We start from the raw sequence: 19,011 nt of genomic DNA, 5'->3' as shown, positions 1-19,011 counted from the left end.
GGGGACCGGAAATGGCCGGAGCTGGATTTTGACATTCCGCCCATGAATTCTGAAAACGTGAGGATGGGAGAGGGTATGCTCTTCAAAGAGGTGCTCGCAAAATGGATGCGACGGTATTTTTCCGATGAGGAAGCCATCATTTTTACCCTGCTTCTGGCTGGGTTTTTCTTTGTGATTATTTTTTTCAGCCGCATGTTGGCGCCCTTTCTGGTTTCTCTTGTGGTCGCCTTCCTGCTTCAGGGCGTGGTCACAGGTCTTCAGCGCCTCCACCTGCCCCGTATCATGGCCGTGATTCTGGCTTTTAGCCTCTTTCTCGGTTGTCTGATGGCCGTACTGTTCTGGCTTCTGCCTCTCATCTGGCAGCAGCTGCTCAGCCTGACCCGGGAGTTGCCCGGCATGGTGCGGGCGGCCCAGGTCTGGTTTGTGGAAATGCAGGAAACCTATCCCCAGTTCCTCTCCCAGCAGCACATGAACCAGATTTTTACGGAAGCCAGTGGGGAACTCCGGAAGCTGGGCCAGTGGCTGGTGGGGCTTTCCCTTTCGAGCATTCCCAACCTGGTGGCCTGGCTGATCTATCTGATTCTCGTGCCCATTCTGGTTTTTTTCATGCTCAAGGATCAGGAAAAACTTGTGTCTTACGTTTCCTCGCTCATGCCCGAAAAAAGGGCTCTGATCAGCCGGGTCTGGCGGGAAATGGATGAGCAGATCACCAATTATATCCGGGGCAAGGTCATTGAGATACTCATTGTAGCCATCGCCACCTGGGCGGCCTTTGCCTGGCTGGGGCTTGGTTATGCCGAACTTCTGGCCCTCATGGTGGGTTTTTCCGTTCTCGTGCCCTATATTGGCGCGGCTGTGGTCACCATACCCGTGGCTCTCATTGCGCTTTTCCAGTTTGGCATCAGTTCCGATTTCCTGTGGGTCATGGCGGTTTACGGAATCATCCAGGCTCTGGATGGCAATGTACTGGTGCCGCTTCTTTTTTCCGAAGCCGTGAATCTGCATCCGGTTTCCATCATCCTTGCCGTACTGGTTTTTGGGGGACTCTGGGGCTTCTGGGGGGTTTTTTTTGCCATTCCCCTGGCCACCCTGCTGAAGGCGATTTTTAATGCCTGGCCCAAGCTGCATACGGATGATGAGCAGGCTGCCTGAAGACCGCAAAGGGACACAGGATGCGCGAAAGGGCAGGCGAGGTTTTTTAAAAAAACCTGGACAGGAAGGAGGCAGAAGACATGGAAACAGGCTGGTTTAAAAGACTGGGAAATATGCTGAAGGGAAAGGACAAAGGCGAAGAAGAAAAGGGGATCTCGCTGGACAGCATGGCGGTGGAAACCCTCACCGCATTGCAGGAAGCAGAAGATCCGGGTCTTGCCAAGGCCATGTATGCCGCAGGAGGGGGCTTGATTTCCTGGGCTGCGGTTCTGCAGCAGCGTTTTTTCCAGGTGCTGGAAGAAAAGGAAAGTTATGTTGCAGACAGCAGTGCCCTACCCTATCCCGAATCCTGGATACGCCTGGCCCTGAAGGCTCAGGTTCTGCGCTGCATCCTGGCGGGACAGGAAGATCTGGTGCCTTCCATTGAAAACGCCTTTGGTCATCTGGCCTGTTTTCAGAGAATCAATCCCATGGACGTGGCCCACCTGGGGCTTGTGGAACGGTACAGAGATGAGGTCAGAACCCATGGTTTTTCTCCTGGCGGGGAGGATGAAACCGTGCTTTCCGATGGAACCTCCCTGCGGGAAGTCCTGAAAAGCTATGCCAGAGCCCTTCCTACCTTTAACCGTTACCATGGTGCCATCGGGGAGAAAAAGGGGGAATACCAGAGGGAACTGACGGTCTTCATTGACCAGGTGAAGGGCTTCAGGAGCAGTCTGGGTCTGGGGTAGGGGAAGGGCGGGGGATCCCCGCCCTTCCCAGGCATCAGGAAGAGAGCTTTTCTGTTGTTTAAGGATCAGAATCTGTAGGTGAGGGTCAGGCCAGCGCCGAGGAGGTGGCCACCGGCTTTGGCGGAAACGCGGGGATTGGATGTGGGGTCTGCAACATCCTTGAAGCTTTTGTTGAAGTTATTGGACTCACCCCCCACGATGCGATCCTGCTCCACGGCCGTGTACTGAATGACCGTATCCAGGGTGAAGTTGCCGAAATGAAAGCCTGCGCCCAGGGCGTAGGTTTTTTTGTCCGCATCCGGCCACATGAGATCCAGGGTGTCGTCAGGAATGGGGCTGGGATCGTAGAAGTATCCACAGCGCAGGGACACCACGTCATTGAGAAGGTATTCTGCGCCAAAACGGATCTGGCGGGTATTCTCCCACTTGCGCTCATAGGCACTCTGGCTCACGCCGCCTGCATAGAGATAAAAATCTTCCACCTGGCGCTGGTTGATGCTCCATTCCGTCCATACGAGGTCAAATTCCATGGAAAAACGGGAGTGGGGCGCATACCGGATCCCGGCCTGCACCTGCTGGGGATGGTTGTAATCCATTTTGGCTTTGGCGATTTTAACGCCATTGCGCTTGAGATCGCCTTCAAACTCCGCTTTGGTCTCACTGCGATAGGTGAGTCCTAAGGTGATGCTTTCCGTAGGCCTGTACATGACCCCGAGATTGAAGGAGTAGTTGAGGTCGTCGCTGACTTCCATCTCCAGATGTTGGCCATCCATGTAAAGGGCGGACCCAAGGGATTGGGCTTTCTGCATAACGGCCTGATCCGTTGCGGGGTTGAGAGGGGCCCCGGTCTCGGGGTTGATGCCGCCTTGAACAGCGGCCACATAAGCCGTGGCCCCCGTTTTTCCCGCTGCGGAAAAGTAGTAAGGGATTTTTTCTCCGCCTGCTTCGGAGCGTCCGATGGAAACCCCAAGACCAATGGAAAGACGATCATTGAGCTTGTAGGCGATGGTGGGGGTCATGGCAATGCGTTTGTAGTACGAGTGATAGGAGTCGTGGACTGCGGGATTGGTGTCTTTGTTCTTGGGCCACTCCACTTCAAGTCCCCAGGGTGCGTACACAGCAAAGCCCAGGCCAATTCTTTCGCTGAGGGGCATGGCAAAACCCAGATGAGGGGCTGCAAGAATGGGGAAATCATCCTGCACGGTGAATGTCTTGTCTTTGAACCGCGGATCGTTGCTGCCCTCAATGCGTAAGCCCTTGACTTCCAGATCCGGGTCAATGACATGGACGCCCACGGCAAGGGTGGGACGCTGAATCTGGGTGAGGCCCGCAGGATTGTAATAGGCGGCAAAGGGGTCATCCGCATAGGCGGAGAAAGCCCCGCCCATGGAAGTGGCTCTGGCGCCGATGCCAAAGGTATCCACGCATCCTGCATAGGCCGTGGAAGCGGCAAGGAGAAGGGTTGTTGTAAAGAGAATGAGTCGTTTTGTCACGGATAACCTCCTTGGGAAAACGGGTAAAAAGGACGGGGGCTGAACAAAAGACTTAATTTGTAAACAATGTTTTTTCTGCGAGGTTCAGAAACCCGCAGGAAGAACGGCTGCTGTGTGATAGCTGTTTATTTTTGAAGAACGGTGTTTACTGGTTATCCGGCTTTCTTTGCGATGTCAAGGAAAATGGGCGAATTTTTCCTTTTGCGTTCCGCTTTGATACAGACCGTGATAAATATCAAAGAATACGTTAGTATGCGGGATTGGCCAAAAGGGTTCGGAAGTTCCTGATTTGCCGGGAGACCGGTTTCCGGGGCGGAAAAGGCCTTTTCTATCTCACTGTGGGGGCATATACGATGCAGATCTGTGTGACCGAAGGCTATATTCAGGCACTCTTGTTTGTTGTGTACGAAGATGGCAGGGTGCTGGCTCTCGATGGGGGATGCCGCTGTGATGTGGCAGCCATGACGGCCTTTCTGGAGGAGGGACTGAAAAAGAGCTGGTCGGATGTGGGGCTTCAGGTGATCTCTCACATTCACCCGGATCATGCGGGGGCGGCTCCCCTTTTAAGCCGACGCTACGGTCTGCCTCTGGCAGCACCCGAAGGTATCAACCGCTGGTATGCGGGCATCGGCGGTTTTCTTCAGCACAAAATTGACATTTCTCTTGGCTATTTTGTGGTCTATGTGATGGGCAAGCCCTGGAGGAATATCTTTTACAGGAGAAGGATCGTCATGGATCATGCCCTGAAGGACGGGGACTTTCTGCCCGGATTTCCGGACTGGCAGGCTCTCAGCACACCGGGCCACACCAACCACGATATGGTTTTTTACCATCAGGAGACGAAAACCCTTTATGCGGCGGATGTGATTTTATACGTGAACCGCCGTTTCCAGCTTCCCTTTCCCGTGTCCATGCCGGAAGCCATGGGCGAAAGCCTTTTACGCATCCGGAATCTGGATGTGAATACCCTGATTCTCGCCCATGGCGGGGTCATGCGGGTGGAGGGCATGGCGGAAATTGTGGACGGGCTGCTCAAACGCCTGGACGAAAGCCGCCTCAATCCCATGCTGCGTCGCCTGCGTCCTTTGACCCGCTTTTCTCCGGAGCTGCGAACCCACCTTTTGTGAATCCTTCTCAAAATCCAAGGGACACAGGCGGCATCTCTGCTGCCCTGTGTCCCTTTTTTTGTTTGGATTTTTTTTGGATTCGCTTACATCTTTCCGGAAGCTTCAAGATCGCTGAGGAATCTGTGAAGAAGCCTGACTCCGAAACCGCTGCCACCCGCAGGGCAGTAAGCGGAAGCTTTGGAAAGGTAGGCGGGGCCTGCGATATCGAGATGAACCCAGCGGGTTTCTTCCACAAATTCCTTTAAAAAGAGGGCTGCCGTGATGGCGCCGCCGTTTTTGGAGGTGGACACGTTCCGCAGATCCGCAAGTTCGCTTTTCAGAAGTTTTTTGTAGTCTTTGGGGAGAGGCATGGCCAGCAGCGCTCAAAGGTGGCATCGCCTGCGGCAGCCAGGGCATGGGAAAGTCCCACGTCTTCGGAAAAAATGCCCGCAATGTGATCGCCCAAGGCCACCATGCAGGCTCCCGTGAGGGTGGCCACATCCACCATGAGATCGGGCTTTTCCTCTTTGGCAATCCAGGCCAGGGTATCGGCCAGAATGAGGCGGCCTTCCGCATCCGTGTTCATCACTTCCACACTTTTACCCGCATAGCTCATAAAAACATCGCCGGGCCGGTAGGCCGTGGCCGAAGGCATGTTTTCCACAATGGGAATGGCAACCACAAGGTTGAAGGAAGGCCGGGTGCGGGCCATGGCCATAGCCGTTGCCGCCACAGCCGCTGCACCCGCCATATCCATTTTCATGCCTTCCATACCGGAAGGCGGCTTCAGATCCAGACCACCGGAATCAAAGGTAACCCCCTTACCCACCAGGGCCACGGTTCGGGTGGCGGGTTTTTCCGGTGTGTAGCGCAGAACCACAAGGGCGGGTTCCGCGTCACTACCCTGGGAAACGGCGAGAAGGCAGTGAAAGCCTAAGGCCTCCATCTCTTTTTTTCCAAGACGCTCCACCCCGAGGCCTTCTTTTTCCGCAGCCGTTGCCAGCATGTGGGCAAAGGCCTGGGGCCGCTTGTCGTTGGAGGGCATGGACACCCAGCTGCGAGCCTGATGGGTGGCGGTGCAGACGGCCTCAATGCGGGAAGCCAGGGCAGAAAGTCCGGCTTCGGGCTCTTCTTCCGTCAGTAGAAGGAGCCTTTCAAGGGGTCTCAGCTCCGCTTCTTTTTTATAGGTATCAAAGCGGTAGTTGGCCAGCACGAGACCTTCCAGGATGGCGGTGATGAGGCTTTCCCTTTGGGCTTCGGGCAGAAGATCCGGAAGATGGAGGCCAAGGCAGGATTCCTTTGCCTGCATGGCGGCCTGAACGGCCAGGGCTGCGGCCTTTCTCAGGGTTTCGCTGTCCAGTTCCTCTTTTTTGCCAAGACCCACCATGAGGATGCGGGAAAGGGGCAGCTCCGCTGGTGCTGCAAGGGAATAGCTTTTTTCCGCCTTGCCCCCGAATTCGGGGAAACTGCGGATTCTTTCACAGAGCTTTGCCTTGTTCTCCTCGGCATAGAGGAGACCGTCTTCACAGACAAAAAGGACACGGGTGGCCGGGCCTTCGGAAATCGCAGGGGCTTTTTGCACAGAGAGCATGGCTTTTCCTTACGTTGTGGGGATGCACAGTTGATGAAACCGTCCATTATCCCATGCCTGAACGGGATAGGCGGGCAGCTCCACAGAAAAGAAGCTGCCCCTTTTGCGGCTTCAGCCTCCGTACTGGATGGCGCTGAACTGCTGAAGTTTTTTTAAATTGTGGATGGAGCGCACATAGCGCATGGTGCCGGTCCGGCCCCGGATGACCAGAGATTCGGTGATGGCCCCTGTGCCGGTGTAGCGCACGCCGGGAAGAAAGGTGCCGCCGGAAATGCCCGTGGCGGCAAAAAACACATCTTCGCTTTTCACCAGATCCTTCACGGAGCGGATTTTTTTCATGTCAATGCCTGCGGCAAAGAGGGATTCCCTTTCCTCGCTGCTCTGGGGATCAAGCCGGGTGAGCATCTCACCGTTCAGCCCCCGGATGGCGCAGGCCGCCAGCACCCCTTCCGGTGTGCCGCCTGTGCCCATCATGATGTCCACCTCGCAGTCCGGATCAATGGCCATGAGGGCTCCGGCCACATCCCCGTCCGTGTGGAGCTGGATGCGGGCTCCGGCCTTGCGGATGGCCTCGATGAGGGGCTTGTGGCGGGGTTTGTCCAGAACAAAGACCACGAGATCCTCCACAGTCTTTCCCAGGGCCTTTGCGATCTTTTCAAGGTTTTCGGGAACAGGAGCATCGAGGTCTGCCACATGTTTTGCCGCTTCGGGCACCACCAGTTTCTGCATGTAAAAACTGGGGCCGGGGTTGAACATGGTGTCATAGGGCGCAAGGCCCACCACGGAGATGGCATTGGGTCTGCCAAAGGCAAGAAGGCTTGTGCCTTCCACGGGATCAACGGCCACGTCCACCATGGGGCCCTTGCCGTTGCCCACGGTTTCCCCGTTGTAGAGCATGGGAGCCTCGTCCTTTTCGCCCTCTCCGATCACAATGCGGCCTTCCACGGGAACGGCGGCAAAGGAGAGGCGCATGGCGTCCACGGCGGCCCCGTCTCCGGCTTTTTTGTCACCCCTGCCCAGCCAGCGGGCCGAAGCCAGGGCTGCGGATTCGGTGACGCGCACAAGATCCATGGCCAGGTTGCGCTGGGGAATTTCCATGGGCTTTCCTTTCATTACAGAAGGTGTTGATTTTTTTTTAAAGACCGCAGGTCTTTGCTTTCAGGGTGAGTTTTTCCTCAAAGAATTCCAGAGCCCGTTTCAGAAGAATTTTCTGGTGGCCCGGATGGCTGACCCGGTGATCGCCCCCTTCAAAGGCGATGAAGCGTTTGGGTTCCGCAGCCAGCTCATAGACCCTGTGGCCTTCATCCACGGGCACCACCCTGTCTTCGGTGCCATGCACCACAAAGAGATTGCGCATGGCGGGGATGCGTTCGGTGAGGTCAAAGTTGAGGCTTTCCCTGAAAAAGGATTCGGGCAGGCCGGTTTCTTCTAAAATGGCCTGGATGTCTTCAGGGGGCTGCTGCAGAAGCACCCGGCCTTTGATCAGGGGGGCCACAAGGAAAGTGGCCGCAGGCCGGATGACGGACCAGGCGGCGATGCAGGTGGCGGCTCCCATGCTGCTGCCGAAAAGCCCGAAGGGTCGCCCCAGATCCTTTCTTTCGGAAAGCATCTTCCAGGCGGCCACAAGATCTTCCACCCGGGTATCAAGGCTGGTTTCGGAAAGCTTTCCTTCGGAATCTCCGGAACCTCTGTGATGAAAGCGGAAATAGGCCACGCCGCAGGCCGAAAGTTTCTGGGCAAGCTCCACCTGTTTGGTGGAATGGGCATCACTTAAAAGGCCGTGGGAGCCGATGACCAGCGGCGGATTTTTGGCATCAGGCATATGGAGAATGCCGGAAAGGGAAAACCCCTTGGAATCAAAGCGCAGGGCTTCCGTTCCTTCAATCGTATCTTTTCTGTTTTCAGGCTGTTCTTGCATGATTTCCTCGTTGGGGGGATTCTTTGAATACTTGCTTTTCCATAAAAGAAGGGACTATATAAAAAACTTTTTGTTTTGTCACTTCCAAGAACCTCAAGCAGAGTGGATTCCATATGAGCAGTATCAGAAAAAAGCAGGAAATGGAGCTTCTTGTCACGGACATGGCCTTTGGGGGCAGGGGGCTGGCCAGGGTGGAGGGCATGGCGGTCTTTGTGGATGAGGCCGTGGCCGGAGACCGGGTGCGGGCGCGGATTTTCAAGAAGAAAAAACGCCATGCCGAGGCAAAGGCCCTTGAGGTACTCTCACCTTCTCCGGATCGGGTGGCACCTCCCTGCGCCTATGCATCCTGGTGCGGGGGCTGCAAGTGGCAGTATCTTTCCTATGAAAAACAGCTGGAATACAAGACCCGTCAGGTGGGTGAAGCCTTAGAGCATCTGGCGGGCATCCGGGATGTGGTGATTCATCCGGCCCTGCCTTCTCCTGAGATTTTTCATTACAGAAACAAGATGGAGTTTACCTGCACGGACAGCCGCTGGCTTCTGCCGGAAGAGCTTCAGAATCCGGATATCAAAAAGGACAGCGCCATTGGGCTGCATGTGCCCGGAGCCTTCGACCGGGTGCTGGACATCGAGCGCTGCCATATTCAGCCGGAAATGGCCAACGGGATTCTGGCCTTTATCCGAAAAGAGATCCTTGCTTCGGGGCGGCCCATGTACGGGCTGAGAAGCCATGAGGGCTTCTGGCGTTTTGTCACCCTCCGCCACAGTGTGGCCGACGATGTCTTCATGGTGAATCTCGTCACAAAGGAGCCGGATGAAGCCCTTTTGAAGCCCCTTGCGGAGCGCCTCCGGGAGGCCTTTCCTTCCGTAACCTCCGTGGTGAACAACGTGACCCGCCGCAAGGCAGGGGTTGCCATCGGAGAAGAGGAGATTCTGCTTTCCGGAGAAGCGGCCATTTATGATGCCATCGGACCTTTCCGTTTTAAAATTTCCGCCAATTCCTTTTTTCAGACCAACACCCGTGCAGCGGAAGGGCTTTACGCCAAAACCGCCGAATATGCGGCCCTGAGCGGAGGGGAAAGGGTGCTGGATCTCTACTCCGGAACGGGCACCATTCCCATCTATCTGTCCGAAAAGGCCTCAGAGATCACAGGCATTGAGATTGTGGAAAGTGCGGTGGCGGATGCCCGCAGAAACTGCCTTGAAAACGGAGTGGAAAACTGCCGCTTTCTTCTGGGCGACATGAAGGACGTGCTGCCGGGGCTGGATGTGAAGCCGGACGTCATCATCATTGATCCGCCAAGGGCCGGTATGCACCCGGATGTGGTGGCGAGGATTCTGACCCTTGCCCCGGAGCGCATGGTGTATGTGTCCTGCAATCCCGCCACCATGGCCAGAGATCTTGCCATGATGAAGGAGGCGTACGAGGTGCTGGAGGTGCAGCCCGTGGACATGTTCCCCCACACCTTTCACATCGAGGCCGTGGCGAGGCTCAGGCGTAAACTGTAAAAAGGTGTCGTGGCAGTCAGGGGCTCTTTTTTTAAAAAAAGTTTTTACAGCAAGGCGCAGATCTGCGCGGGGTTCAGGGGATCAGGATATGGCGGCGTTGATAACGTGGAAGGGTCTTTCCAAGACCTATGGGGAGCAGATTCTTTTTGAGGGCCTTCAGGTTTCCGTAGCCGAAGGAGAACATCTGGGGCTGATCGGCCCCAACGGATCGGGTAAAAGTACCCTGCTGAAAATCATCGGCGGGCTTGCAAGCCCGGACACCGGGGATGTTCTGATGCGAAAGGGGCTGAGGATGGCCTACCTTGCCCAGGAGGACAGTTTTCCTTCCGGAGTTTCCATCCGGGACATTCTCGAAAAGGCCGCCGTATCCGGCCCTGAAGATCCCGAGGCCTACGGCAGGATACGCCGCATCATGGGAGAAGCGGGGTTTCCGGATCTTGAGGCCACTGTGGAGAGTCTTTCCGGAGGCTGGCGCAAGCGGCTTTCCATCGTGTGCGCCCTGGTGCGTCTTCCGGAACTCCTTTTGCTGGATGAGCCCACCAACCATCTGGATGTGGAGGGCATTCTCTGGCTGGAAGGCCAGCTTCAGACCGCAGATTTTGCCTTTATCACCGTGTCCCATGACCGCCGGTTTCTGGATCGGGTGTCTCGGAGGATCGTCGAGTTGGGCCGTTATTATCCCGATGGCTTTTTTTCCATGACGGGCGGGTACGAGCGCTTCAGGGAGCAGAGGGAGCTTTTTCTCCAGCAGCAGGAGGAGAAGGAAGCACGCCTTGAAAACCGCATGCGCCGTGAGGCGGACTGGCTGAGCCGTATGCCCAAGGCGAGAACCACCAAGGCCCAGTACCGCATTGATGCCGCCGGAAGACTGGAGGATGAGCTTTCTGCCGTGCGTTTCCGGAACCGCCAGCAGACCCGCGTGACCCTGGAGTTCGACAGTACGGAGCGCAAAAGCCGGAAATTGCTGGAAGTGCTGGATATTGGGGCAAGGGTGGAGGAGCGTACGCTTTTTTCCCATGTTTCCCTTCTCCTGTCTCCGGGGATGCGCCTTGGCCTTGCGGGGAGAAACGGAGCGGGAAAATCCACCTTCATGCGCATGCTGGCCGGTGAAAGGCGTCCGGATGGGGGGGAAGTGCGATGGGCGGACGGGCTTTCCCTTGTGTATTTTGATCAGAGCCGGGAGGATCTCAATCCGGACATCACCCTGAAAGAGGCCCTATGCCCGGACGGGGACAGCGTGCTCTACCAGGGCCGCAGCCTTCATGTCATCAGCTGGGCTTCACGTTTTCTCTTCCGTCCTGAGCAGATGAACCAGCCCGTGGGAAAACTCTCCGGTGGTGAGAAGGCAAGGATTCTTCTCGCCAATCTCATGCGGCGTCCTGCGGATGTCCTGCTTCTGGATGAGCCCACCAATGACCTTGACATTCCCTCCCTTGAGGTGCTGGAAGACAGTCTTCAGGAGTTTCCCGGTGCTGTGGTGCTGGTTTCCCACGATCGCTATCTTATGGATACGGTGTGTCAGCGGGTTTTAGGTTTTGACGGCGACGGGGAGACCGGGCTTTTTGCCACCATGGAGCAGTGGCTTTCCCATCTGAAGGAAAAGGAAAGGCCAAAGGAAAAAAAGAGTGCGGCACCCAGGGCCCAGGCAAAGGAAAAGAAGGGGGGCGCGGGCAAGCTTTCCTACAAGCTGCAACGGGAGCTGGACGGGATGGAAGAGCGGATTCTTGAGGCCGAATCCCGGCTTGAGGAGCTCAATACCCGGCTGGCAGCGCCGGAAATCCAATCCGACGGGGCCGCCCTCCAGTCCCTCTGCCTCACCATGGAAGAGGCAGGAAGGGAGGTGGAGGCTCTTTATGCCAGGTGGGAGGAGCTGGAGCGCCTGCGGGAAGAGGCCCAGGGCTAGAATTTTTCAGCGTTGTGCCCGCACAAGGGTCAGGGCAAGGCCGAGAAAAACCGTTCCTGCAAGGCGGTTGAGGATTTTCTGTACGCCCTGGGAACGGTTCAGCCACTGGCCGAGGGTTCCGGCCATGAGGGCAATGCCGCCGAATACCCCAAGGGTGGCCAGGATAAAAAGGCCACCCAGAAGAAGGATCTGGAGAGGAACTGACCCTCTGGATGGAGAGGCGAACTGGGGCAGAAAGGCCAGGAAAAAAATGGCCACCTTGGGATTGGTGATGTTCATGAGAATTCCACGGCTGTAAAGGGCCAGAAGACCGGGGCTGGGTTCCATTCCAGAAGAAATCCGGGTGCCAGAAGCGCGAAACGCCTGCCAGGCCAGCCAGAGGAGGTAGCCTGCTCCTGCGAATTTCAGAAGGGAAAAGGCCATGGCTGAGGTCTGAAAGATCACCGCCACGCCAAGGGCCACGGCGGTCGTGTGGGCCACAAGGCCTGTGCAGAGCCCCAGCATGACCACAAGGCCTGCGGCGCGGCCGTGCAGGGCCGACTGGGTGAGAACAAAGATATTGTCCGGACCCGGAGCCAGGGCTAAAAGCAGGGATGCGGTGAAAAAGGGAATCAGAATTTCCAGGGGAATCATGGGAACCTCTTTTCAGGGTTTAAGATTTTCCAGGGCCTTTCTGGCCTCTTCCGGGCTTTCATAGATGTGGGGAGCGGCCTGACGTCTGGCCAGGGCGTCACCTAATTTCATGCGCATGAAAGCACTGGTGGTGTAGCGGGTGACGCCGGTGTAGAAGCGTTTGACCAGGCGGTCCACCATATCAATGTAGGTATCCATGAGTTCGGGGTGGATACGGAAGTTGTCGTAGTTGACAATGGCCGCCACCTTGTGGCCCAGGGGTTCCAGAATCTGGGCTGCCGCTTCTTCGATTTCATGGATGTCTTCCGGACTCCAGATGGAAAAGCCCTCAAAATTGACAAAAAAGCGATGCGCCTTGGCGTCGTAGTGCAGGCGATGGGCCAGGGGAAGTTCCAGAAGGTCTTTTTTCAGGCCCATGGCTTCGGTGGAAAAGATTCTGGGATCCATGACCTGCAGATGCTCTGCAATGAGGGGTCTGAAATCCATGTGGCTGAGGATATCCCTTTCCAGATCCATGCCGGGCGCGATTTCCGTGAGCAGCAGGCCATCGGAGGTGAGGCGGAAGACACAGCGTTCTGTGATATACAGCACATTCTGGCCGTTCTGACTGGCGACCTTTCCGCTGAAGGTGACCTGTTCCACATCCCGGATGAATTTGCGGTTTTCCCCTTCCTTCAGGATAAAAAGCTTTCCGTCTCGGATGTCTACGTCCAGGCTACCTGCGGTAAAAGAGCCCACAAAAACCACACGTTTGGAATTCTGGCTGATATTGATGAACCCCCCTGCGCCGGTAAGGCTTTTTCCGAATCGGCTGACATTGAGATTGCCGAAACGATCCGCCTGGGCAAGGCCGAGAAAGGCAATATCGAGTCCTCCGCCGTCATAGAAGTCAAACTGGGAGGGCTGGTCAATGATGGCGTCGGTGTTGACACCCGTGCCGAAATCAAGACCACCGGAAGGAATGCCGCCGATCACCCCCGGTTCTGCTGTGAGGGTGAGGTAATCCAGCACTTTTTCTTCGTGGGCAACGGAGGCAATGCCTTCGGGCATGCCGATACCAAGATTCACGACACTGTTGGGGCGAAGCTCCAGGGCGGCCCTGCGGGCAATGATCTTGCGCAGCCCCATGGGCATTTCCCCCAGAGACTGGGAAGGCACACGGATTTCTCCACTGTAGGCGGGATTGTAAAAGGAGGAAAGGGTCTGCCAGTGATTTTCCGGGCTGGCCTGCACCACGCAATCCACCAGCACCCCTGGGATTTTCACAGCCCTTGGGGAGAGACTGTTGCGCTCTGCAATGCGTTCCACCTGGACAATGACAAATCCCCCGGAATTGTGGGCGGCCATGGCCATGGCCTGGGCTTCCAGGGTGAGGGCTTCCTTTTCCATGGTGATGTTGCCGTCCAGATCTGCGGTGGTACCCCGGAGTATGGCCACATGGATGGGTCGGTTTTTGTAGGCAAGGTATTCTTTGCCGTCAAAGTGGATGAGCTCCACGATATCTTCCGTGGTGCGGGCATTGATTTTCCCTCCCTCCAGGCGGGGATCCACAAAGGTGCCAAGGCCCACTCGGGTGAGGGTGCGGGGTTTGCCTGCGGCAATGTCCCGGTACATGTGAGAAATGACCCCCTGGGGCAGGTTGTAGGCTTCAATGCGGTTTTCCATGGCAAGTTTCTGAAGTTTGGGCACAAGTCCCCAGTGTCCACCGATGACCCGTTTCACAAGGCCTTCATGACCGAGGCGATTCATGCCCCGGTCCTTGCGGTCGCCGATGCCTGCGGTGTAGATGAGGGTAAGATCCTTAGGTTTTCCGGACTCTGAAAATTCCTGCTCCAGTGCGATGAGAATTTCTTCGGGAATACCTGTGGTGACAAAACCGCTGACCACAATGGTATCACCCTCGCGGATAACCCGGATGGCTTCCTTGGCGGAAACGATTTTACCTTTTTTGATTCTTGTGGAAGAAAGGCTGGAAGCAAGGGGATGGCGAGGCTCGGTCATGGGTGCTCCTTAGCGGAAAGAATGGACTCAGCGCAGGGCTGTGTTGCGGTTTGGGACGCCGACGTTTATAGTCGGGGTATCAATATGCCTGGGGGAGAAGGGTTTGGCAAGGGCTCCAAGGTCGCCTACCCGGGTTTTCTCCCATGGCGGGTGTGGATGGTCTTGGTTTTTACGGGAAGGAGAAAAATCTTGTGGATGCTGCGCTGATCAATCCTTTCATTGAGGCGGTCCTGAATGTCATGAAAACCACCGCCACCCTTGAAGGTCGAACCCAGAAGCCCTATCTCAAGGAAAACACCACATCCCTGGGGCCTGTGACAGGTTGCATCCGTCTCACTGGGAATCCTAAGATTTCCCTGGCCCTGACTTTTTCAGAATCCTGCATTCTGAGTGCGGTTTCCCATATGTTCGGGGAAGAGATGAGGGAGATCAACGATGAGGTCCGGGATGCGGTGGGAGAGATGATGAATATGGTCTGTGGCCAGGCGAATAATAGCCTGGCCCAGGCGGGGATTTCACGCAAGGCAGCCTTTGACCGGGTGCTTTCCGGTAAGGCGCATGTCATTGACCACGGGGCTTCAGGCCCGGTTCTGGCCGTTCCCATTCATACCGCTTCAGGCGCTTTTTTCATGGAAGTCTCTTTCCATTCCTGAAGCAATCCCTTCGTAAGGATCTGAAAATCACGGGATCAGCGGCCCAGGCTTTCCAGGTAAAGCCGAATGAGCTGCGGTCCCCAGAAGATATACAGGAGAGCGCCTACAGCAAGGAAAGGGCCGAAGGGAATGGCAAGGCGCATGCCTTCTTTCTGCTTCACCATGGCAAGCAGACCGATGAGCGTTCCTGTGAGGGAAGAGGCGAAAATGGTAAAAAGAACGCCTTGCCATCCGATGAAAGCGCCGATCATGGCCAAAAGCTTGATGTCTCCGCCGCCCATTCCATCCCTTCCGGTAAAAAGGCGGTAGGTGAGGGCCACGGCAAGGAGACTGCCGCCGCCCACAAGAACGCCGATGCCAGCGTTGAGAAAACCAATGGAAAAGAAACCACTGGCCAGAAAGCCAAGGGGGATGCCGGGAAGGGAAATCACATCCGGGATGATGCGGTGATCGAGGTCAATGAAGGTGATGACCACCAGGGCCGCGCTAAAGACAAAAAGAATGAGCGTGATGGGCTGAAGCCCGAAACGCCACATCAGGGCCGCAGCCAGGCAGCCTGTGAGAATTTCCACCAGCACGTAGCGCGGGGAAATTTTTTTTTTGCAGGTGCGGCATTTGCCTTGGAGCAGAAGCCAGGAGAGGATGGGGATGTTGTCATAAAAAGCTATGGGTTTTTCACAAAAAGGGCAGCGGGACGGGGGATGAATAATGGAGAGATCCGCAGGAATCCTCAGGATGCAGACATTGAGGAAACTGCCCACAACAGCCCCGAAAACAAAGGCGGAAACAAGAAAGAAAGTCACGGGAATATCCTTAAAGAAAGAATGAAGATGAAAGGGTGAATCAAAGCCCAGAAGAGCCTTTTGCAGCTGAAAAGGGAAGTGAAGGACAGGCCAAAAGCGCATATGAAAATTCCGTATTATGAAAGCAGGGTTTTTAAAAATCAATCCTTAAAAGTTTTCCTGGGCCGTTTCTTCCCAATCTTTTTGAGCCTGACCCTTGCACCCTGAACTTTCTTCACTATAATACTACGTCGGTGTTCAAAAAAATCTGAACCCCTGAACGATGTTAAAAATGGTCTTTTTTTGGATCTGCGGCGGAGTTTTTTTAATTTCTGGATGTTCTGGGTCTGTTTTTTTGTGTACAGAACCCCATCTCTTGGACGGTGGGATAAGATTTAAGGAGAGTTCATGGCAGAAATCGATAAGGATGATCTTATCAGCATCATAGAAGAAGAACATGATGTGGAAGATGTCCCCGAAACCCTTCCCCTCATGCCCGTTCGGGATGTGGTTATTTTTACCGATATGCTGCTGCCGCTTTTCATTGGACGGGAGCGTTCCATCTATGCGGTGGACAAGGCCCTTTCTTCCAACCGCTATCTCATGCTGGCAACCCAGAAGGATCCCGGGAGTGAAGATCCCGAGCCCGATGAGATTTATAAGGTGGGTACGGTGGGGCGTATCCTGCGTATGCTCAAGCTGCCCGATGGGCGTATGAAGACCCTGGTTCAGGGGATCTGCAAGGCCCGGATCCTGGAGTATCTTCCGGATAAAGGTCCGCTCATGGTGCGCATTGAGCGCATGGAAGAAAAGGAAGTGGAAGAGCTTTCCATGGAAACGGAAGCCCTGATACGCACGGTGCGGGATCAGAGTGAAAAAATCATGGCCTTCCGCGGAGAGCTCACAGGGGATGTGGGTACCATTCTCGACAGCATTGAAGATCCGGGGCGACTGGCGGACCTTGTGGGATCCAATTTACGGTTAAAGCTTTCCGAAGCCCAGGAGCTTCTTGAAATTGAAGACCCGGTGGCCCGGCTGCGCAGGGTCAGTGATCTTCTGATCCGGGAAGTGGAGCTTTCCGCCATGCAGGCAAAGATCCATTCGGACGTGCGGGACGAGATTTCCAAGACTCAGCGGGATTTCTTTCTCAGGGAGCAGGTCCGGGCCATCCACAAGGAGCTGGGCGAGGCAGACGAGCGTACCCAGGAAGTGGAAGAATACAAAAAGCGCATCAAAAAAGCCAAAATGCCCAAACCTGCCCAGGAGGAGGCCACCAAACAGCTGCGAAGAATGGAGCAGATGCATCCGGATTCTTCGGAAACCGCTGTGGTGCGCACCTATCTCGACTGGTTATTGGACATGCCCTGGAGTAAGATCACCAAAGATGTCTTAGAAATCAAAAAGGCCCAGAAGCTTCTGGATAAAGAACATTTTGGCCTGGAGCGGGTCAAGGAACGCATCCTTGATTACCTGAGTGTGCGCAAACTGAACCCCACCATGAAGGGGCCCATTCTGTGCTTTCTGGGACCTCCGGGCGTTGGAAAAACCTCCCTGGGGCGGGCCATCGCCTCGGCCATGGGGCGGAAATTCTACAGGCTTTCTTTGGGCGGTATCCGGGATGAGGCGGAAATCCGGGGGCACCGCAGAACCTATATTGGGGCCATGCCCGGTCGTATCCTCCAGGGATTGAAGCAATGCGGATCGAAAAATCCTGTTTTCATGATGGATGAGATCGACAAGATCGGTTCGGATTACCGGGGCGATCCTTCCTCCGCACTACTCGAAGCCCTGGATCCGGAGCAGAATGCAGAATTTTCAGACCATTACCTCAATCTCTCCTTTGACCTTTCCGGGGTAATGTTTATCCTTACGGCCAATATCACGGACACCATTCCATCAGCCCTGCTGGACCGGATGGAAATTATTGAGATTCCGGGGTATACGCCGGAAGAAAAGCTTGAGATCGCCAAACGCTACCTCCTGCCGCGCCAGATCAGGGAAAACGGACTTCAGGAGGATACCCTGGTTTTGGGGGATGCGGTTTTAAAGCTCATCATTGAAGAATATACAGCGGAAGCTGGCGTCCGGAATCTTGAACGTGAAATCGGTACGGTATGCCGCAAGGCGGCCCGGAAAATGGCCGAGGGCCATAAGGGCAGGATACGGATTGACCGATCCAACCTCTCTAAGTATCTGGGAATTTCCAAGTTTCAACCTGAGATGGACAAGGACGAGAACCAGGTGGGACTGGCCACAGGCCTGGCCTGGACTTCCGTGGGAGGGGAAGTGCTTTACATTGAGGCCTCGCTCCTTCCGGGAAAGGGAGAATTAATCATCACAGGACAGATCGGCGAGGTGATGCAGGAATCAGCCCGGGCGGCCCTGACTTACATCAAGGCCAATCTGGGGCATATGGGAAAGGATGCCCATTATCTGGATGATTTTGACATCCATATTCACGTGCCTGCGGGGGCCATTCCCAAAGATGGGCCTTCCGCTGGCGTGGCCATGATTACGGCGCTGGCTTCCACCATCACGGGAAAACCGGTGAATCAGGACATCGCTATGACCGGAGAGGTGACCTTGCGGGGTCGGGTTCTGCCCATCGGTGGCCTGAAGGAAAAAGCCCTGGGCGCTTTGCGGGGTGGGGTGAAAACCATTCTGATTCCAGAGAAAAACCGCAAGGATCTTGCGGAGGTTCCAACCTCTCTCAAACGGAAGATGGCCTTTATTGCTGTGAAGGATGTGGCAGATGTGCTGAAAACAGCCATTGCGGAAGATATACTCTCCGCAACGCCGCCCAAACCCAGGGAAGCAAAACCCCGGAAAAAAAAGGCGGAAGCATGAGGCTTCTGGCTGCGGACACCACAACCGCATCGGCGAGCGTCTGTGTTGTGGAAGGTTTCAGGGTATTGGCCGCCCGTTTCCGTAACCCCGGAGAAACCCACTCCCGACACCTTCTGCCCATGATCGAAGGGGTGCTGAAAGATGCGGGCCTGGGGCTTGGGGAGATGCAGGCCCTGGCCTGCACCCTGGGGCCTGGGAGTTTCACAGGACTTCGCATTGGTATCACCAGCCTGAAGGGGCTTGCGGTGGCCGCAGAGCTTCCCATGTTCGGATTTTCCACTCTGGAGGTTATGGCCTGCCGCTTCTTATGTTTTCCCTTTCCCGTCTGCGTGATGCTGGATGCCCGGCGAAAGGAAGTGTATGCCCAGGTTTTCCGGGTCTCAGGTAAGGCCCCGGAACCCCTGGGGCCTGCACGGGTGGCCTCCGTTGGGGACATCCTTACGGGACTTGAGGGTCCCATGCTCTTTGCTGGGAGCGGAACCGAGGTGTACAGGGAAGCCATTCTTGCCCATATGGGAGAAAGGGCCTTGTGGCCGGGAATTCTTTCCCAGGATCCGGATGCCAGGGATCTGGCCGCCCTGGCCGTGCTGCGGGGAAGGGAGGGGGCCCTGCCGCCCGCTGAGATCCTTCCTCTGTATCTGCGAAAATCCGATGCAGAGCTTAAGTGGCGGCAGGATGCATGAAGGTGGGTTG

Annotated in this window: 14 protein-coding genes and 1 pseudogene; 8 read left to right on the top strand and 7 right to left on the bottom strand. The window is 55.7% G+C overall.

The features are described from left to right. The first annotated feature begins 75 nt into the window (after positions 1-75). Both RBR60_RS01310 and RBR60_RS01305 read left to right on the top strand, forming a co-directional pair. Positions 76-1,152, top strand: coding sequence for an AI-2E family transporter (locus RBR60_RS01310; RefSeq protein ID WP_320353850.1), 1,077 nt, complete (start codon positions 76-78; stop codon positions 1,150-1,152). 80 nt (positions 1,153-1,232) lie between these two features. Further along, complete coding sequence (locus tag RBR60_RS01305) at positions 1,233-1,883, top strand: hypothetical protein (protein ID WP_320353848.1); 651 nt, start codon at positions 1,233-1,235, stop codon at positions 1,881-1,883. Between the two features lie 65 nt (positions 1,884-1,948). Here the strand turns inward: RBR60_RS01305 and RBR60_RS01300 are convergent, their stop codons facing one another. Next, positions 1,949-3,376 (bottom strand): OmpP1/FadL family transporter, encoded by a 1,428-nt coding sequence (locus RBR60_RS01300; protein ID WP_320353846.1) that lies wholly within the window; start codon positions 3,374-3,376, stop codon positions 1,949-1,951. 353 nt (positions 3,377-3,729) lie between these two features. Between RBR60_RS01300 and RBR60_RS01295 the strand changes: the two genes are divergently transcribed. Next, positions 3,730-4,503 carry an MBL fold metallo-hydrolase gene (locus RBR60_RS01295; RefSeq protein WP_320353844.1) on the top strand — a complete coding sequence of 258 codons (774 nt, stop codon included), beginning with the start codon at positions 3,730-3,732 and terminating at the stop codon, positions 4,501-4,503. Between the two features lie 83 nt (positions 4,504-4,586). Here the strand turns inward: RBR60_RS01295 and RBR60_RS01290 are convergent. The 3 genes and pseudogenes from RBR60_RS01290 to RBR60_RS01280 form a co-directional block, all read right to left on the bottom strand. Then, a pseudogene (locus tag RBR60_RS01290) lies at positions 4,587-6,073 on the bottom strand (leucyl aminopeptidase). A gap of 111 nt (positions 6,074-6,184) precedes the next feature. Next, complete coding sequence (gene glpX / locus RBR60_RS01285; RefSeq protein WP_320353843.1) at positions 6,185-7,171, bottom strand: class II fructose-bisphosphatase; 987 nt, start codon at positions 7,169-7,171, stop codon at positions 6,185-6,187. Between the two features lie 37 nt (positions 7,172-7,208). After that, complete coding sequence (locus RBR60_RS01280; RefSeq protein WP_320353842.1) at positions 7,209-7,991, bottom strand: alpha/beta hydrolase; 783 nt, start codon at positions 7,989-7,991, stop codon at positions 7,209-7,211. A 113-nt stretch (positions 7,992-8,104) separates the two neighbouring features. On the opposite strand from RBR60_RS01280, the gene rlmD reads away from it, so the two are divergent. Then, positions 8,105-9,499: a 23S rRNA (uracil(1939)-C(5))-methyltransferase RlmD gene (gene rlmD / locus RBR60_RS01275; RefSeq protein ID WP_320353841.1), complete on the top strand. Its 1,395-nt coding sequence runs from the start codon at positions 8,105-8,107 to the stop codon at positions 9,497-9,499. Positions 9,500-9,587: 88 nt separating this feature from the next. Further along, positions 9,588-11,402: an ABC-F family ATP-binding cassette domain-containing protein gene (locus RBR60_RS01270; RefSeq protein WP_320353839.1), complete on the top strand. Its 1,815-nt coding sequence runs from the start codon at positions 9,588-9,590 to the stop codon at positions 11,400-11,402. A gap of 6 nt (positions 11,403-11,408) precedes the next feature. Here the strand turns inward: RBR60_RS01270 and RBR60_RS01265 are convergent, their stop codons facing one another. Beyond that, positions 11,409-12,035, bottom strand: coding sequence for a LysE family translocator (locus tag RBR60_RS01265; RefSeq protein WP_320353838.1), 627 nt, complete (start codon positions 12,033-12,035; stop codon positions 11,409-11,411). A 12-nt stretch (positions 12,036-12,047) separates the two neighbouring features. Then, on the bottom strand, positions 12,048-14,036 hold the full coding sequence (locus RBR60_RS01260) for an acyl CoA:acetate/3-ketoacid CoA transferase (RefSeq protein WP_320353836.1): 1,989 nt from the start codon (positions 14,034-14,036) through the stop codon (positions 12,048-12,050). Positions 14,037-14,179: 143 nt separating this feature from the next. Here RBR60_RS01260 and RBR60_RS01255 point away from each other — a divergent pair, with 143 nt between their 5' ends. Then, positions 14,180-14,689, top strand: coding sequence for a chemotaxis protein CheX (locus RBR60_RS01255; protein ID WP_320353834.1), 510 nt, complete (start codon positions 14,180-14,182; stop codon positions 14,687-14,689). Positions 14,690-14,724: 35 nt separating this feature from the next. Here the strand turns inward: RBR60_RS01255 and RBR60_RS01250 are convergent, their stop codons facing one another. Then, on the bottom strand, positions 14,725-15,492 hold the full coding sequence (locus tag RBR60_RS01250; protein ID WP_320353833.1) for a prepilin peptidase: 768 nt from the start codon (positions 15,490-15,492) through the stop codon (positions 14,725-14,727). Between the two features lie 387 nt (positions 15,493-15,879). On the opposite strand from RBR60_RS01250, the gene lon reads away from it, so the two are divergent. Then, positions 15,880-18,318: an endopeptidase La gene (gene lon, locus RBR60_RS01245; protein ID WP_320353831.1), complete on the top strand. Its 2,439-nt coding sequence runs from the start codon at positions 15,880-15,882 to the stop codon at positions 18,316-18,318. Further along, positions 18,315-19,001 (top strand): tRNA (adenosine(37)-N6)-threonylcarbamoyltransferase complex dimerization subunit type 1 TsaB, encoded by a 687-nt coding sequence (gene tsaB, locus RBR60_RS01240; RefSeq protein WP_320353830.1) that lies wholly within the window; start codon positions 18,315-18,317, stop codon positions 18,999-19,001. Before lon ends, tsaB begins: the two co-directional genes overlap by 4 nt. The last annotated feature ends 10 nt before the right edge of the window (positions 19,002-19,011 follow it).

Origin of the sequence: Desulfobotulus sp., assembly GCF_034006065.1 — a bacterium.
GTDB lineage: Bacteria > Desulfobacterota > Desulfobacteria > Desulfobacterales > ASO4-4 > Desulfobotulus.
Note: the sequence above shows the minus strand (reverse complement) of the source record. Positions and strands in the feature narration are given on the sequence as shown.

What these genes read in the sequence shown, in the direction of transcription:
- glpX (WP_320353843.1), bottom strand. Translation starts at nt 7,171, where the DNA reads ATGGAAATTCCCCAGCGCAACCTGGCCATGGATCTTGTGCGCGTCACC.
- RBR60_RS01310 (WP_320353850.1), top strand. Translation starts at nt 76, where the DNA reads ATGCTCTTCAAAGAGGTGCTCGCAAAATGGATGCGACGGTATTTTTCC.
- RBR60_RS01270 (WP_320353839.1), top strand. Translation starts at nt 9,588, where the DNA reads ATGGCGGCGTTGATAACGTGGAAGGGTCTTTCCAAGACCTATGGGGAG.
- RBR60_RS01280 (WP_320353842.1), bottom strand. Translation starts at nt 7,991, where the DNA reads ATGCAAGAACAGCCTGAAAACAGAAAAGATACGATTGAAGGAACGGAA.
- tsaB (WP_320353830.1), top strand. Translation starts at nt 18,315, where the DNA reads ATGAGGCTTCTGGCTGCGGACACCACAACCGCATCGGCGAGCGTCTGT.
- rlmD (WP_320353841.1), top strand. Translation starts at nt 8,105, where the DNA reads ATGAGCAGTATCAGAAAAAAGCAGGAAATGGAGCTTCTTGTCACGGAC.
- lon (WP_320353831.1), top strand. Translation starts at nt 15,880, where the DNA reads ATGGCAGAAATCGATAAGGATGATCTTATCAGCATCATAGAAGAAGAA.
- RBR60_RS01255 (WP_320353834.1), top strand. Translation starts at nt 14,180, where the DNA reads ATGGCGGGTGTGGATGGTCTTGGTTTTTACGGGAAGGAGAAAAATCTT.
- RBR60_RS01260 (WP_320353836.1), bottom strand. Translation starts at nt 14,036, where the DNA reads ATGACCGAGCCTCGCCATCCCCTTGCTTCCAGCCTTTCTTCCACAAGA.
- RBR60_RS01265 (WP_320353838.1), bottom strand. Translation starts at nt 12,035, where the DNA reads ATGATTCCCCTGGAAATTCTGATTCCCTTTTTCACCGCATCCCTGCTT.
- RBR60_RS01295 (WP_320353844.1), top strand. Translation starts at nt 3,730, where the DNA reads ATGCAGATCTGTGTGACCGAAGGCTATATTCAGGCACTCTTGTTTGTT.
- RBR60_RS01305 (WP_320353848.1), top strand. Translation starts at nt 1,233, where the DNA reads ATGGAAACAGGCTGGTTTAAAAGACTGGGAAATATGCTGAAGGGAAAG.